The sequence below is a fragment of the Marinobacter sp. L-13 genome, from assembly GCF_056857715.1.
The window spans coordinates 159,275-175,631 of record NZ_JBSXNQ010000064.1 but is presented as its reverse complement, the minus strand read 5'-3'; the positions used below and the strand labels follow the sequence as shown (position 1 = coordinate 175,631).

General features: G+C 57.6%; 12 protein-coding genes. 8 read left to right on the top strand and 4 right to left on the bottom strand.

What is annotated here, in order from left to right; all coding sequences use genetic code 11:
- Nucleotides 1-28: 28 nt before the first annotated feature.
- The 3 genes from ubiU (at nt 29) to AC13DD_RS17295 (ending at nt 2,403) form a co-directional block, all read left to right on the top strand.
- Complete coding sequence (gene ubiU, locus AC13DD_RS17305; protein WP_273069419.1) at nt 29-1,024, top strand: ubiquinone anaerobic biosynthesis protein UbiU; 996 nt, start codon at nt 29-31, stop codon at nt 1,022-1,024.
- 13 nt (nt 1,025-1,037) lie between these two features.
- Complete coding sequence (locus AC13DD_RS17300; RefSeq protein WP_273069418.1) at nt 1,038-1,931, top strand: U32 family peptidase; 894 nt, start codon at nt 1,038-1,040, stop codon at nt 1,929-1,931.
- 109 nt (nt 1,932-2,040) lie between these two features.
- Nucleotides 2,041-2,403 (top strand): DUF488 domain-containing protein, encoded by a 363-nt coding sequence (locus AC13DD_RS17295; RefSeq protein ID WP_008175419.1) that lies wholly within the window; start codon nt 2,041-2,043, stop codon nt 2,401-2,403.
- Between the two features lie 77 nt (nt 2,404-2,480).
- On the opposite strand, the gene AC13DD_RS17290 is transcribed toward AC13DD_RS17295, so the two are convergent.
- Nucleotides 2,481-2,807 carry a carboxymuconolactone decarboxylase family protein gene (locus AC13DD_RS17290; protein ID WP_081467548.1) on the bottom strand — a complete coding sequence of 109 codons (327 nt, stop codon included), beginning with the start codon at nt 2,805-2,807 and terminating at the stop codon, nt 2,481-2,483.
- A gap of 785 nt (nt 2,808-3,592) precedes the next feature.
- On the opposite strand from AC13DD_RS17290, the gene AC13DD_RS17285 reads away from it, so the two are divergent.
- Nucleotides 3,593-5,581, top strand: a complete 1,989-nt coding sequence (locus AC13DD_RS17285) for a putative bifunctional diguanylate cyclase/phosphodiesterase (RefSeq protein WP_482931522.1) — start codon at nt 3,593-3,595, stop codon at nt 5,579-5,581.
- Between the two features lie 10 nt (nt 5,582-5,591).
- On the opposite strand, the gene ubiT is transcribed toward AC13DD_RS17285, so the two are convergent.
- From ubiT to AC13DD_RS17270, 3 genes are all read right to left on the bottom strand, one after another.
- Nucleotides 5,592-6,083, bottom strand: coding sequence for a ubiquinone anaerobic biosynthesis accessory factor UbiT (ubiT, locus tag AC13DD_RS17280; protein ID WP_482931521.1), 492 nt, complete (start codon nt 6,081-6,083; stop codon nt 5,592-5,594).
- Between the two features lie 68 nt (nt 6,084-6,151).
- A complete protein-coding gene (gene narL / locus AC13DD_RS17275) occupies nt 6,152-6,811 on the bottom strand; it encodes a two-component system response regulator NarL (protein ID WP_273083364.1) in 660 nt (219 codons plus the stop codon).
- Nucleotides 6,812-6,828: 17 nt separating this feature from the next.
- On the bottom strand, nt 6,829-8,688 hold the full coding sequence (locus tag AC13DD_RS17270) for a histidine kinase (protein ID WP_338354525.1): 1,860 nt from the start codon (nt 8,686-8,688) through the stop codon (nt 6,829-6,831).
- A 181-nt stretch (nt 8,689-8,869) separates the two neighbouring features.
- Here AC13DD_RS17270 and AC13DD_RS17265 point away from each other — a divergent pair, with 181 nt between their 5' ends.
- From AC13DD_RS17265 to narJ, 4 genes are all read left to right on the top strand, one after another.
- Nucleotides 8,870-10,138 carry an MFS transporter gene (locus AC13DD_RS17265; protein ID WP_338354524.1) on the top strand — a complete coding sequence of 423 codons (1,269 nt, stop codon included), beginning with the start codon at nt 8,870-8,872 and terminating at the stop codon, nt 10,136-10,138.
- A 130-nt stretch (nt 10,139-10,268) separates the two neighbouring features.
- A complete protein-coding gene (locus tag AC13DD_RS17260; protein WP_482931520.1) occupies nt 10,269-14,012 on the top strand; it encodes a nitrate reductase subunit alpha in 3,744 nt (1,247 codons plus the stop codon).
- A complete protein-coding gene (gene narH / locus AC13DD_RS17255) occupies nt 14,009-15,583 on the top strand; it encodes a nitrate reductase subunit beta (RefSeq protein ID WP_482931519.1) in 1,575 nt (524 codons plus the stop codon). Before AC13DD_RS17260 ends, narH begins: the two co-directional genes overlap by 4 nt.
- Before the next feature lie 10 nt (nt 15,584-15,593).
- Complete coding sequence (narJ, locus tag AC13DD_RS17250) at nt 15,594-16,334, top strand: nitrate reductase molybdenum cofactor assembly chaperone (RefSeq protein WP_008175401.1); 741 nt, start codon at nt 15,594-15,596, stop codon at nt 16,332-16,334.
- The last annotated feature ends 23 nt before the right edge of the window (nt 16,335-16,357 follow it).

Sequence of the window (16,357 nt, the reverse complement as noted above, 5' to 3'; positions counted from 1 at the left end):
TAAAGGCATTCTTGCAGTGGAGAATGTCATGGAACTCGTTTGCCCGGCCGGTAGCCTTCCGGCTCTGAAAACCGCCGTCGATAACGGCGCCAACGCCGTGTATTTCGGTTTTAAAGACAGCACCAATGCCCGCCAGTTTGCCGGCCTGAACTTCAATGAAAAACGCGCCGCTGAAGGGATTGAATACGCCCACCTCCGGGGCGCGAGAGTTTTCTGTGCCATCAATACCTACCCGCAGCCAGACGGTTGGGAGCAATGGAAGGGGGCAGTAGACCGCGCAGCAAGTCTCGGCGTGGACGCCATTATTCTGGCCGATATGGGCCTGCTGGATTATGCCGCCAACCGATACCCGCACATCCCCCGGCACCTGTCGGTTCAGGGATCTGCCACCAGCCACGAAGCGCTCTCCTTCTACAAGGACAACTTCGATATCCGCCGGGCCGTGCTGCCCCGGGTTCTGTCACTGGACCAGGTGCGCGGTGTGGCCAAATACAGCCCGGTCGAACTGGAAGTATTTGCCTTCGGTAGCCTGTGCATCATGGCCGAGGGCCGCTGCTACCTGTCTTCCTACCTGACCGATGAGTCCCCCAACACCCGTGGCGCCTGCTCTCCCGCCAAGGCGGTCCGCTGGCAGGAGACTCCGAACGGGCTTGAATCGCGCCTTAATGATGTCCTGATTGACCGTTATGGCCAGGGCGAACCCGCCGGCTACCCGACTCTGTGCAAAGGCCGTTTTGAGGTTGAGGGTTATGTTTATCACGCCATTGAGGAGCCGGTGAGCCTGAACACCCTGGACCTGTTGCCAGAACTTCAGGCACTGGGTATCGGTGCCGTGAAGATTGAAGGTCGCCAGCGTAGCCCGGCCTACATCGCAGATGTAGCCAGAACCTGGCGCCATGCCCTGGACAATCTTGAAGCCGGCACCGAGGGCTTTACTGTTGAACCTCAATGGCAGCAGACGCTGGCGGGGCTTTCCGAGGGCGGCCTGACCACACTGGGCGCCTACTATCGCAAATGGAAATAGGGTTTCACCATCCATGCTGAAGTTATCCTTGGGGCCGATCCTGTGGTTCTGGTCCAGGCAGACCGTTTTCGATTTCTATGCCAATGCCGCCGAGTGGCCGGTGGATACCATCTATCTGGGTGAGGTGGTGTGCTCCCGCCGGCGGGAACTGAAACCGGATGACTGGCTGGATCTGGCCCGTGATCTGAAAGCCTGTGGCAAGAATGTGGTGCTCTCCACGCTCACGCTGATTGAGTCGGAGGCCGATTTGCGTCGCCTGCGCCGGTTCTGTGAGCAGAATGAATTCCTGGTGGAAGCCAACGACCAGAGCGCCCTGCAGGTAGCCATCCGGAATAAGATACCGTTTGTCACCGGCCCGTCCATGAACATCTACAACACCGCTACCCTGAAAATCCTGACAAAGCAGGGCTTACAGGGCTGGAACCTGCCTGTAGAACTGGGCAAGGAAACCCTGGAGCAGCTAATCATAGAGCTGCAGCAGGAAGGACTGGATCTTCCCGCCGAAGTGTTCTCCTGGGGTTTCCTGCCGTTGGCCTGGTCCTCCCGCTGCTTTACCGCGCGCCATTACAACCTGCCCAAAGACAACTGCGAGTTCCGCTGCCTGCAGCACCCGGACGGCATGGAGTTGCGCTCCCGGGAAAGCCAGGAGCTGTTCCGCATCAACGGAATTTCCACCCTGTCTGGCTCCCGTTACGATCTGATGAGGGAGCTGCCGGATATGGAGCGTATGGGGGTAAGCACGGTGCGCCTGAGCCCGGAATATCTGGGCATGGAGGCGGTGGTCAGACGCTTTGATCAGGTCCGCCGGGGCGAGCTGCCGGCCTCCGACCCGCTGCAGTTGGTGGAGGCACCACCGTGTAACGGGTACTGGTATGGCAGGCCGGGGATGGACCTGATCCCGACTTGATATAGATAAACCGCCCCTGCGACTTTTGCTGGTTTTTGTTAGCGTCGTTTGCTGAGATTGCTCTATATCCCGAGTTTTATTCTCTGGAAAATCCGGGAGGAATGCGCTTATGGATATCCGACTGAAACGCGCTTATGCAGAACCCTCAACCTCAGATGGCCCACGGCTGCTTGTTGACCGTATCTGGCCTCGGGGAGTGGCCAAAGAAGATGCGGATATAGCTCACTGGCTGAAGGGTCTGGCGCCGTCAACTGAACTGCGCAAGTGGTTCGGTCACGATCCCGAAAAATGGCCGGAGTTTCGGGAGCGGTACCTTGAAGAGCTGACATCAGGTGATGCCAGCGAGGATCTTGAGGCACTTAAGAAGCTGCTTGAGCAACATGACCGCATAACGCTCGTGTTTGCTGCGAAGGATACCGAGCACAACAATGCTGTGGCGCTCCGGGATTATATTTTGAATGACCAACTCTGAATCATTGGAGAATGGCGGCCCGTTGGGCCGTCCAGATTGCTGAAAACGCTCGCACCTTCTTGGTCTGTCGGCGAACCTTATTCCTGGCTGAGCGCTTCCTGAGCCCACTGCCAAGCGGCAACCGTCGCCGGAAAGCCTATCGAATTCATGCCCAGCACCAGCGCGTGCTCGATTTCCTCACGTGTGAGGCCCAGTTCCAGACTACGACGAATGTGGGACTTCAACGCGGATTCGCGACCCGCACCAACGCAAACGCCGAGCTTTACCAAAGCGCGCATTTTTTCATCCAGAGGGCCAGCATCGGCGAGGGCTTTACCAAGCTGTTTATGCGCTTGTTGCAGCTCTGGAAACCGTTCGCTGAAGGCAACGAAAGTTTTGGGGAGTTCGCTGTCGTGTTTATTCATTTGATTGCCTCGTTTGCGGGTTCCGCCAAGCCTCCGTGGTCGGTTTCACCGGTGAAGAGATTCTGATATTAAACGAAAACCTTACCTGACATTGCAGGATTATAGAATCGGTAAATGCATTCAGATAATGCAGCCTCTGCCGTATCCAGGCGTCAATAGCGTCAGTTTGCACATGCTAATCGACCAACTATTCGTGTTGGCGGCTTATTTGCAATTTTTCAGAGAAATTACCAGTGTTCAGCGAGATTAGGCTGCGGCTTCTACTCGGTCCCGCCCATTGGCTTTGGCCTTGAACAACGCCATATCCGCTCGCATTAAAGCTTGGCACGGCAGCTCATTGGGGGAAACTTCAGCAACCCCCAGACTAATCGTCTGATGGCCGACCAGGGGAAACGACATTTCCTTAATCCTTTTTCGCAAAGCATCTGCCAAAAGCAGAGCGCCCCAGAGGCTCACGCCAGCAGCATTGGCCCAGACAATGTTGAGATGTTGTATATCAAAAACCCAGAGTGGGGTTTGTAATCGGTCAGCCACCAAAGTGGGTGGTTGTAACGTCCTGTGGGAGTTTTGGGATAGGCTGTTCATCGGTTCAACGAGATTGAGTTCCAGAGTTTGCTGTTTAATTTTCGCCCACTATCAGCGTCGTTGCGATACCCATAACAGGTCCACCTAATCATGGGTAAGTGCAGACTTAACTGACTAGTCGCGCTGAACGATTCGGCAGGTTGTTGTCTGCGTCTTGCGCTATTCTGTGACTACCGGCTTTTCGATAGAGGTGATATCAGTTGGCGAAATCACAGTTTGACGGATCAACGACTTTCGAGATTTTTCCCTGGAACAGGAATTTTGAGACCGGGTTTGGGGATATTGATGATCAGCATAAAGCCCTGGTGGAGATTCTGAATCGACTAGCGTGGCATTTTGCCTCAGATGCTTCGGAAATGACGGCAGATCGGGTAATGGACGAACTGCTGTCTTATGCATCCTATCACTTCCAGTTTGAAGAGCAGATCTGGGATCGCGCCCTGGGCGATTCGGAAATGGCCAAGAATCACCACGACAACCACCAAATGTTTTTTGCGCGAATTCAGATGCTCAAGCAAGTGCCTGGATCCCACGAAGAAAAACTGACCGAGCTATTTGACTATCTTACCAAGTGGCTGGCTTTTCATATTCTTGAATCAGACCGACGTATGGCGCTTACCATTCGGGCGATGGATCAGGGGCTAACGGTCGGAGAGGCGAGCGAGAAGGTGGATTCCGAGTTGAGCGGTTCCATTTCTGTGCTGGTCAGCGCGCTGCTCGAAATCTATGGCAAATTGTCTGCAAGCACCATTCAGTTGATGCGGGAAAAAATGGCGCGACTGCGAACCGAAGATGAACTGCACCGTCTTCAGCAAGAGCAAATAAAGGAGGCCTTGGATAATCAGGCCAGCGAATATCAAATACAACTGGAAGCGCTCGCATTTGAGGATCCGTTGACAGGCTTGTTAAACAGAAATGGACTCGTTCAAGCACTCAGGAAGCAGTTACAAGGAATAGGTCAGAGTGGGTCGGGCTGGTCGGGTGCTGTGGTTGCTATTGATCTTGATGATTTTGTGATGATCAATGCCACGCTCGGCGAAGACACCGCCGATTATTTCCTCAAGCTTCTCACGCGACGTTGGCTTGATTCAATCCCGTCGGGAGCCCGCCTCGCCCGAACAGGGGGCGATGAGTTTATACTGCTACTACCAGATACGAGCGAAATAGAATCCACGCTCGAAGCTCTGCGCCTATCGGGCCTGCAGGCCTTTCATCTGAATGATCAGCAAGTGATCGTCGAATTCACGGCCGGTATCGTGTTTGTCGTGGAGCAGACGGTTTCGGATGCTGATAGTTTGCTTCGCAAAGCGAACCAGACACTGTTCCTTGCCAAGCACGAAGCGAAAGGCGACTGGCTATATCTGGATGCTGAAGAACAGGGCCGTTACCGTGCCAGAGAGATAATTCTGTCAGGAATCCGTGAGGCCCTTACCAGAAACAATTTCCGGCTCCTGTATCAGCCCAAAGTTAACCTGCGAACGGGCGAGATCGTCGGGGCTGAGGCGCTGATACGCTGGCAACACCCGGACAAAGGGTTGATGTCTCCGGGCAAGTTTCTGCCGGCAATTGAACACCACAATCTGAGCATCTCAGTTGGGGAGTGGGTTCTGCGGGAATCGCTGCGGCAAATGCAACGTTGGGATCAGCAGAACCTCGAACTGAAGGTGAGCGTTAACATTGCTGCCTTGCATCTGCAGTCCGAGGCGTTTCCTGAGACCCTGACAAATATTCTCAAGGAATTTCCGGACATCAATCCCTCTCGACTGGATCTTGAGATTCTTGAATCCGCAACGCTGGGTGATCTGGGGCAGGCCGTGGCTACCATCTCAGCGTGCCAGGCTCTGGGTGTGGTTTTCTCACTCGATGATTTTGGAACCGGCTACTCTTCATTGTCGTATCTTAAACAGCTGCCAGTAGAAACTCTGAAACTCGACAGGGAATTCGTTTCTGGCGCCGAAAATGATCTGGAAAACCACTCGATACTCCGGAGTGTTATCGAGTTGTCCCGGGTATTTCGCAAACAATTTATTGCGGAAGGTGTGGAGACGGTTCGTCAGGGTGAAATCTTGCTGGAGCTTGGTTGTGAGGTCGCACAGGGCTATGCCATCTCGCCGCCAATGGAGCCCGAAAAGCTGCCAGCATGGGTTGCCAGTTGGCGGCCCTTTCCCGAATGGCTAAAACATCGCTAACGCAAGAGAGCTATTGCCGCAACAGATTTCGCAGACTGAGACACCACTCCAGGCTATCCAGCAGGTTTTTTACGCCCAGGCCCAGCTCCGTGTCACCTTCGATAACCAGCTTGCGCTGGAAAAACAGCTGGTCGGGGTCCTGTCGACGTTCCGCCAGGGTTCTGAAGGCGGTCAGCGAGCCCCGGATGGTTGCCTCTCCGGGGCCGTCGATCACCCGGAGTCGGCCGGCCCAGAAGCCAATGGTGATGCCGGGTTGTCCGCCGTTCACCTCTAGGCGAATCCGGCGGCCTTCGAAGTCATCGAATTCTCCGTCATCAATGGCCTGGGCAAAAATGTGATTCAGAGGCGCCTCGGCGGCTAGCTGTTTCAGGGGCACCGGGATTCTGCGATCAATAGCGCCTAGCATGGGCGCGGGGGAGGGCAGGTACTCCCGAAGGACGGAAACCGTTTGCCCAATCAGGGGAGAGTTCAGGGAGGCAATGGAAGGTAGTGAAAAAGCCATGCTTTACTCCGGGCGGTCAGTAACCGGCACAGAGTAAAGCAAAGTGCTCTGGAACGATTTGATATAACTCAGCCCTTGTGGAGGCCTTCTTCCACTGCCCAAACGGCCACTTCCACCCTTGAGCGCAGGTTCAGTTTCTTCAGCAGGTGTTTCACATGGACTTTCACGGTGCCGTCGCTGATGTCGAGCTTGCGACCAATCATCTTGTTTGAAAGGCCCTCTGCAATCAGCCGCAAGATATCCTTCTCCCGCGGTGTCAGGCTGTCGAAATCCGGGCGTGATGCCTGTTGGGGCTTGTTGGAGCGCAGGGCCTCGGCCAGCAGGGTAGTCAATCGGTCACTGATCACCATTTTGCCGACCGCCGCCTGATGAAGCTGGTTGATCATGTCTTCCGGTTCCATGTCCTTCAGCAGGTAGCCGTCCGCACCGGCCCGGAGTGCCGCCACCACGTCATCCTCCTGGTCCGACACGGTGAACATCACAATGCGGGAGCTGATGTTCTGTTCCCGAAGTCTTCTGAGCGCTTCGATGCCGTCCATTTCGGGCATGTTCAGGTCCATCAGGATCAGGTCGGGCTCCAGTTCGGTGGCCAGCCGGATGCCGTCGGCAGCGTTACTGGCCTCCCCGGCCACGCTCATATCGTCTTCCATATCGATCAACTGTTTGATGCCCTGGCGAAGAAGCGGGTGATCGTCGATCAACAGAATACTTGCGGGTGACTCAGACATCGGGTTCTCTCTTTTGGTCAGGCATTTGATGCTTCTGTGGGAATCAGGTTTCGGCTTTTGGGAACAAATCCCAGGGTGACTTCCACACCCCCTTCATCCCGGTTGCTTACTTCGACCTTGCCGCCCAGGGTCCGGGCGCGGTCCTGCATGATGATCAGGCCATAATGATTGACGGGCTGGTCGCTACCGGGCAGGCCCTTGCCATTATCCCGGATCCGCACCCGTACTTGTGGCGATTCGAACAGAACATCCACGGTTATGTCCGTGGCATCTGCGTGTTTGACCGCGTTGGCCAGGCCTTCCCTCACAATCTGCAGGGTATGGATCTCTTCATTTGGCGACAGGGTCTGGGGCGGCAGATTGTACTGCAGCCCAACCGGCTTACCCAGCCGCTCGGAAAATTCTTCAATGGTCTTCTGCAGGGCAGTAGCAAGATCCGGCGTGTCCAGCTTCAGCCTGAACGTCGCCAGCAGCTCCCGCAACTGGCGATAGGCACTGTTCAGGCCGGTACTGAGTTCGTCGAGAATCGCCTCGTGAGTTTTTTGTTGCTCGCCGTCGATGTTAAGGCGGCGCAACCGGGCAACCTGCATTTTCAGGTATGAAAGTGACTGTGCCAGGGAATCATGAAGTTCCCGGGCGATCACTGTGCGTTCTTCAGCAAGCGTCTGCTGCTGCTCCTCGGTAATCTGCCGTTCCAGGAAAATGGCCGTGGCCAGCTGGTCGCTGAGGGTTTCCAACAGCCGCCGGGAGGTTTTCGAAAGACCTTCCTCAGCCGGGTACCAGACCTCCAGTGTACCCAGCAGCTGTCCGGGGGTACGGATCGGTAGCAGGAGCCGCCGACCGTCGTTGGATTCCACGGGAAGCTCGTCATAGGCCTCTGGCGTCACCAGGCAGGCATTGCAGTGGTGATCACGGCAGTAGAAGGGCCGTTCCCGGCTGGCGGTCGTGATTGCTTGAATTGGCTCTGAGGATTCCTTGTCATGGAGATAGAGGCGGATCGGGCCAATGCCCAGTAGCTGCTCAAGCTCCTGAAGCATGGGGATCGCCCCATTGCACAGGTCGTGTTTGGCAAACAGGTCCCGGCTTGCGGAATGCAGGAGTTGAAGGGCCGCGTGGCTCCTTTCAAGCTCTTCCGTTTTCAGGCGGGCCCTTTCTTCCAGCTCGTAATAGGTCAGTGCCAGCTCGCTGGTCATCTGGTCAAAGGCCTGGCCAAGTTGTGCCAGCTCGTCGGAGCCGCTCAGGTTGGCCTTACGGGAAAAGTCCTGGTCGCCCACGGCGATGGCGATGCTGACCAGCTTGCGCAGTGGCCGCAAAATACGGTTTTTCAGATCGATGAACAGCGCCACGATGATAAGAATGGAAAAAGCCAGGCTGATGATCTGAATCAGGTGCAGCAGGTCAATACGGGCTTCGGTTCGCTGTTCCAGCATATTGACCAGCTGGTCTACGTTATCAACGTACTGCTGTGTTGAGGCCAGCATGGTCTCGGAAACAGGCGTGCCCTCGTCATGTTCCTGCAGGGCAGGCCGAAGCGTGGTTTGCCAGGATTCCAGAATGGCCTGGTACTGGGCGCCGAGCGGATGGTCATGGCTTTCGGGGATGGCCTTGGTGATGCTGGCGTCAGCCAACCTGGTCTCGTATTGGTCCAGCATCTGCGAGATCGAGTCCTCACCGGACTCTGGAACCGCAGGGCCCGCGCTTTGGGCCAGCAGCTGGAACGCACCCATGCGCAGGGCGCCTGCCAGATTGATCGCGGTGGCATTGCCTTCGATGCTTTTGGAAACCGCAAGCGTGGTCGCCATGCTGACAAGGGCTGTCACCACCACGGCGCCAACGACGATGGCGATTCGGTTTACAAGCGGGCTTCTGGATTTCATTCAATCTCGTGCGCATCAATGCGTTTGGCGGGGCTAGGTGAATTATGCCTCGCACCAGGATTCCGTGATACCTCCTTGAGGATAGTCAATTACCCCAATGGTTGGTAACCCATCATAATCTTTGACCCCTTTATGATCAAAAGATGAAACTGAAAAGCAGGTTTCCAGAAGAGCGACAGTAATGAAGTCCGAAACGGATCGTGCAGATGACCGGCTGGCGTCATTGGCAGTGGTACTGCCGTTGGCGGTAGCGGGCTTTGTTGTCGCTGCCGGGTGCTGGACTCTGTTTGCGGTGGCCGGAGTCCATCTGCGTTCGGAGCTGGCTCTCAGCGACTTGCAGTTTGGATTTCTGCTGGCGATGCCGATGGCGGTGGGGGCGGCGCTGGCCGTTCCAGCGGGCCTGGCGGCGCAGAAATTCGGCGCCCGCCGGATCATGCTGATCTGCCTGGCCGGGCTCGCAGCCTGCATGGTGATACTTCTGACCACCGATACCTTCCCCGGGTACCTGGTTGCCGCCGGCGGTCTCGGGCTGGCGGGTGGATTCTACAGCGCCGGGTTGCAGTTCGTGACAGGACACTGTGAATCCAAACGCCTGGGCCTTGTGCTGGGGGTGTTTGGCGCCGGCGTAACCGGCGCGGGATTCAACTACTACCTGGTGCCACTGTTCCATGAGGCCTTTTCCTGGCACGGGGTGCCGCTGGCCTATCTTATTGTGCTGGTTCTGGTGCTTGCGCTGCTGGTCATGCTTACCGATCCGGAAGACGCTGAGGCGGACCCGACCGCAGAAACCTCAGTCCGGGTGCTGCTACACCGAATGCAGACGAGGCGGGCCGGCCAGCTTTGTGGCTATTTTGGCGTTGTCGCCGGCAGCTTCTTCGCGTTGGCCTTGTGGCTGCCGGACTACCTGTCTTCACAGTTCGATCTGTCAGTGGATTCCGGAGCGCGGCTGGCTCAATGGTTTGTGATTCCAGGTGCCCTGGCCCAGATCTTGGGGGGAGGGTTTTCCGACCGCTTCGGCAGTGCACGGGTTGTCAGCCGAGCACTGATGGTCTGTCTGATGGCGCTGTTTGTTTTGTCCTACCCACCCATGACTTTGTTTATCCAGGGCGTTGACGCCACTATCCGGGTTGAATTTGCCCTGCCCATGCAACTGGAGGGTGTGTTTGTCGTCACGCTCGGGCTGGCCATGGGCTGCACCATGGGTAGCCTCCAGCGGCTGGTTATTGTTGAAAATCGTTCGGTGGCGGCCTTTGTTGCCGGGTTGCTGCTGGTGAGCGCCTGTTCCGTAGCCTTTGTGCTGCCGGTGATTTTCAGCAGCGTTAACCACTGGCTGGGTATCCGCAGTGCGGTCTTCATGATTCTCTTCCTGCTGCTTGTGGGCTGTCTTTTCCTGTTTGCCCGGGAAAGTCGCCGGCACGAGCGTGAACACCTACTCCACCCGGGGATATAAGCCGCCTACCACCAGGGTGGTAGAAGCGGGTTATGAGGTAGTAACCACGCAGATTTTGCGGTTTTTCTCACACACAATGGTCTCAAATCGGAGCAACGATCCGGCAGACGGGTTGATGGAGAAAGAGACCATGAGTCATTTGATCGATAAACTGAATTACTTCAGGAAGAAGCGCGAGCCGTTCTCCAACGGCCATGGCGAAACCCACGAAGTCAGTCGCGAGTGGGAAGACAGCTACCGCCAGCGCTGGCAGCACGACAAGATCGTGCGTTCCACCCACGGCGTAAACTGCACCGGCTCCTGCAGCTGGAAGATTTACGTCAAGAACGGCCTGGTTACCTGGGAAACCCAGCAAACCGATTACCCCCGTACCCGTCCGGATCTGCCCAACCACGAGCCACGCGGCTGCCCCCGTGGTGCCAGCTATTCCTGGTACATGTACAGCGCCAACCGCCTCAAATACCCTCTGATGCGCAAGCATCTGATGAAGCTTTGGCGTGCCGCGCGCATGCAGTTCAATGATCCGGTGGAGGCCTGGGCTTCTATCGTGGAAGACCCCAAGAAAACCGCTGAGTACAAGCCCCGCCGTGGCATGGGCGGGTTCGTGCGCTCAAGCTGGGATGAAGTCAACGAGCTGATTGGCGCCTCCAACGTCTACACCGCCAAGAAGCATGGCCCGGATCGCATCATCGGCTTCTCGCCGATTCCCGCTATGTCCATGGTCTCCTATGCTGCCGGCAGCCGTTACCTGTCCATGATCGGCGGCGTGTGCATGAGCTTCTACGACTGGTACTGCGACCTGCCGCCGGCCTCTCCCCAGACCTGGGGTGAGCAAACCGACGTGCCGGAATCCGCCGACTGGTACAACTCCGGCTACATCATTGCCTGGGGCTCCAACGTACCCCAGACCCGTACCCCGGACGCCCACTTCTTCACCGAGGTGCGTTACAAGGGCACCAAAACCGTCGCCATTACTCCGGACTACGCCGAAGTCTCCAAGCTGTCCGACGAGTGGATGAACCCCAAGCAGGGTACCGACGCCGCTCTGGGCATGGCCATGGGCCACGTGATCCTGAAAGAGTTCCACGTCGACAACCCCAGTGAGTACTTCACCGACTACGTGCGTCGCTACACCGACATGCCTTACCTGGTCATGCTGGAAGAGAAGGATGACGGCAGTTTCGTTCCGGGCCGCTTCCTGCGCGCCAGTGACCTGGTGGACGGGCTGGGTGAAGAAAACAACCCCGAGTGGAAAACCATCGCCATTGATGAAGCCTCCGGTGAGCTGACGGCTCCCAATGGTTCCATTGGCTACCGCTGGGGTGAAAAGGGCAAGTGGAACCTGAAGCAGACCGCCAAAGGCTCCGACGTCAACCTGCAGCTGTCCATGGTCGAGAAGCACGATGACGTTGTGGACGTCGCCTTCCCGTACTTCGGTGGTATCGAGCATGATCACTTCAAACACGTGGAAATCAAGGACATCCTCAAGCACAAGCTGGGTACCCGCAAAGTGCAGCTTGCGGACGGCTCCGAAGGACGTGTGGTTACCGTCTATGACCTGATGGTCGCCAACTACGGCATTAGCCGTGGCCTGGGCGAGGATGACGGTGCCACTTCCTATGACGAAGTTAAGCCTTACACCCCGGCCTGGCAGGAAAAGATCACCGGCGTCCCCGCCGAGAAAGTGATCCGCATTGCCCGTGAGTTCGCCGATAACGCCGACAAGACCAAGGGCCGTTCCATGGTCATCGTCGGTGCCGGTATGAACCACTGGTACCACATGGACATGAACTACCGCGGCCTGATCAACATGCTGATCATGTGTGGCTGCATCGGCCAGAGCGGTGGCGGTTGGGCTCACTACGTAGGCCAGGAAAAACTGCGTCCGCAGACCGGCTGGCAGCCCCTGGCCTTTGGTCTGGACTGGCAGCGTCCGCCCCGGCATATGAACTCCACCTCCTTCTTCTACGCCCATTCTGGCCAGTGGCGTTACGAGAAGCTGGGTGTCGACGAGATCCTGTCGCCGCTGGCGGACAAGTCCAAATTCGGCGGTAGCCTGATTGACTACAACGTGCGCGCCGAGCGCATGGGCTGGCTGCCGTCTGCCCCGCAGCTCAACCGCAACCCGTTGGGTATTGCTGCTGAGGCAGAAAAAGCCGGAATGGAAGTGTCGGACTATGTGGCGCAGTCCATGAAAGACGGCTCCCTGGCGTTTGCCAGTGAGGATCCGGAAGCGCCCCAGAACCATCCGCGCAATATGTTTATCTGGCGATCCAACCTGCTGGGGTCCTCCGGTAAGGGCCACGAGTACATGCTCAAGTACCTGCTGGGTACCAAGAGCGGCCTGCAGGGCAAGGATCTGGGCCACGAAGGTGGCGCCAAGCCGAAAGAGGTCAAATGGCATGACGAAGCGCCGGAAGGCAAACTCGACCTGCTGGTGACCCTTGACTTCCGCATGTCCACCACCTGTCTGTATTCCGACATCGTTCTGCCGACGGCCACCTGGTACGAGAAGAACGATCTGAATACCTCCGACATGCACCCGTTCATCCACCCGCTGACCGCCGCTACCGATCCGGCCTGGGAAGCGCGCAGTGACTGGGAGATCTACAAGGGCATCGCCAAGGCGTTCTCCAAAGCCACCGAAGGCCACCTGGGTGTCGAGAAAGACGTGGTTACCCTGCCGCTGCTGCACGACGCTCCGGCCGAGCTGGGCCAGCCGTTCGATGTGAAGGATTGGAAGCGGGGCGAGTGCGACCTGATCCCGGGCAAGACCGCGCCCAACTTCATCACCGTTGAGCGGGACTACCCGAACACCTACGCGCGCTTCACTTCGCTTGGTCCTTTGATGGACAAGCTGGGTAACGGTGGCAAGGGCATCAACTGGAACACCGAGAAAGAAGTGACGTTCCTGGGTGACCTGAACTACAAGCACATCGACGGAGCCAACGCCGGCCGTCCGAAGATTGAAAGCGCCATTGATGCAGCGGAAGTGATCCTGACCCTGGCCCCGGAAACCAACGGCCAGGTTGCGGTGAAAGCCTGGGCTGCGTTGTCAGAAATGACCGGTCTGGACCACACCCATCTGGCGAAGAACAAGGAAGAGGAGAAGATCCGCTTCCGGGACATCGTGGCGCAGCCGCGCAAGATCATCTCCAGCCCAACCTGGTCTGGTCTTGAAGACGAGCATGTCTCCTACAACGCGGGTTACACCAACGTCCATGAGCTGATCCCCTGGCGCACCCTGACTGGTCGTCAGCAGTTCTACCAGGACCACGAGTGGATGCGCGCCTTCGGCGAGAGCCTGCTTGTGTATCGCCCGCCGATCAACACCAAGACGGTCAGCAGCATGATCAACCAGCGCAGCAACGGCAACGCCGAGAAAGCGCTGAACTGGATCACGCCGCACCAGAAGTGGGGTATCCACAGCACCTACAGCGACAACCTGTTGATGCTCACCCTCTCCCGCGGTGGCCCGATCGTGTGGCTGAGCGAGGACGATGCGAAGGAACTGAACATCGAGGATAACGACTGGATCGAGTTGTTCAACGCCAACGGTGCCATTGCGGCCCGGGCAGTGGTGAGCCAGCGGGTGATGCCGGGCATGGTAATGATGTACCACGCCCAGGAGCGGATTGTGAACATTCCCGGCTCCGAGATCACAGGCACCCGGGGTGGTATCCACAACTCGGTCACCCGGGTATGTCCGAAACCGACCCATATGATTGGTGGCTACGCCCAGTATTCCTACGGCTTCAACTACTACGGAACCGTAGGTTCCAACCGCGACGAATTCGTGGTGGTTCGCAAGATGCACAACGTCGACTGGCTCGACGGTGAAGGCAATGACACTGTTCAGGAGGCTGTAAAATGAAGATCCGTTCCCAAGTCGGCATGGTGCTGAACCTGGACAAGTGCATTGGTTGCCACACCTGTTCAGTGACCTGCAAAAACGTATGGACCAGCCGTGAAGGCATGGAATACGCCTGGTTTAACAACGTCGAGACCAAGCCCGGTATCGGCTACCCCAAAGAATGGGAGAACCAGGACAAGTGGAAGGGTGGCTGGATGCGTGACAGCTCCGGCAAGATCCGCCCGAAAATCGGTGGCCGTTTCCGGATCCTGGCGAACATCTTCGCCAACCCGGACCTGCCCCAGATCGACGACTACTACGAGCCGTTCGATTTCGATTATCAGCACCTGCATACCGCCGGCGACATGAAGCACCAGCCGGTGGCACGGCCGCGCTCGCTGATCTCCGGCCAGCGCATGCAGAAAATCGAATGGGGTCCGAACTGGGAGGAAATCCTCGGTACCGAATTCGCCAAGCGCCGCAAGGACAAAAACTTTGACCAGGTGCAGGCGGACATCTACGGCCAGTTCGAAAACACCTTCATGATGTACCTGCCGCGCCTGTGCGAGCACTGCCTGAACCCGGCGTGTGTTGCCAGCTGCCCGAGTGGTGCCATTTACAAGCGTGAGGAAGACGGCATCGTCCTGATCGACCAGGACAAGTGCCGTGGCTGGCGGATGTGTGTCTCCGGCTGCCCGTACAAGAAGATCTACTTCAACTGGAAAACCGGCAAGTCCGAGAAGTGCATTTTCTGCTACCCGCGGATCGAAGCCGGCATGCCCACCGTGTGCTCCGAGACCTGTGTTGGCCGGATTCGCTACCTCGGTGTGCTGCTGTACGACGCAGACCGCATCGAGGAAGTGGCCAGCGCCCCGGGCGAGCATGAACTCTATGAAAAGCAGCTGGAAATCTTCCTGGACCCGTTCGACCCGAAAGTGATCGAGCAGGCGAAGAAAGATGGCATCCCGATGAACGTGATCGAAGCCGCCCAGCAGAGCCCGGTGTACAAGATGGCGGTGGACTGGAAACTGGCCCTGCCGCTGCACCCGGAATACCGCACCCTGCCCATGGTCTGGTACGTGCCGCCCCTGAGCCCGATCCAGTCCGCGGCGGAAGCCGGCAAGGTCGAATTCGACGGCATACTGCCGAAGATCGAAAGCCTGCGGATTCCGGTGAAGTATCTGGCCAACCTGCTCACCGCTGGTGACGAGAAGCCGATTGTCCGGGCCCTCAAGCGGATCATGGCCATGCGTCTGTACAAGCGTGCCGAGACCGTTGAAGGCAAGGAAGACCTGCGCGCCCTTGAGGAAGCCGGCCTGACCAAGGCCCAGGCGGACGAGATGTACCGCTACCTGGCCATCGCCAACTACGAGGACCGCTTCGTGATTCCCACCAGCCACCGCGAGCTGGCGAAAGAAGCCTTCCCCGATGCCACCGCCCATGGCGAGCGCAACGGTTGCGGCTTCAGCTTCGGTGAAGGCTGCAACGGCGACAGCAAGTTCAACATGTTCGGTGGCCGCAAACAGACCACCAGCATGGTCCAGAAGCTGTCGACCGTGAAGCAGGTTGACCCGAAACAGCTGCAGGAATAAGGAGGCCAAGATGCAACTCTTAAAAGTACTGGCCCGGGTGCTCGAGTACCCGACCGAAGAACTCCAGGCCTCCAAAGATGCCCTGATTGCCGCTGTCCTTGAGGACAGCCGGCTGCCGAGGCAGAACAAGGAGCAACTGCTGCGCTGCGTGGAAATGGTCTGCGATGGCGACCTTCTGGACATGCAGGAGAACTACGTGGGTATGTTCGACAAGGGCCGGGCCACGTCCCTGCTGCTGTTCGAGCACGTGCACGGGGAATCCCGCGACCGTGGCCAGGCCATGGTGGACCTGATGGAAGAATATCGCAGCAACGGTCTGGAAATCGACGCCAGGGAACTGCCGGACTACCTGCCACTGTTCCTGGAATACCTCTCAACCCGACCCTGGGACGAGATCCGGAACTGGTTGGAGGACATCCACCACATCCTGGGCTTGCTGGGTGAGCGTCTGTACCAGCGGGAAAGCTTCTATCACGTGGTGATGGACTCGCTGCTGACCCTCTCCGGGCGTGCGGCAAACCGCCAGGAGCTGGCCCGGATCGTCGCCTCGGAAGAGCGCGACGACACCCCGGAGGCTCTGGACAAGGTCTGGGAAGAGGAAATGGTGAAGTTTGTTGATGATCAGGGCAGCTCCTGCAGTACCGGCAGTGTTGTAGGCCAACGCCGCCGGGAACTGGAACAGACCCAGACCATTCACCTGAGTGATCAGCTGATGACGGACGCAACACCCCGTCAGGCAGGGCGCGCCTGAGGGCGCAGGAGGAAACGGAAATG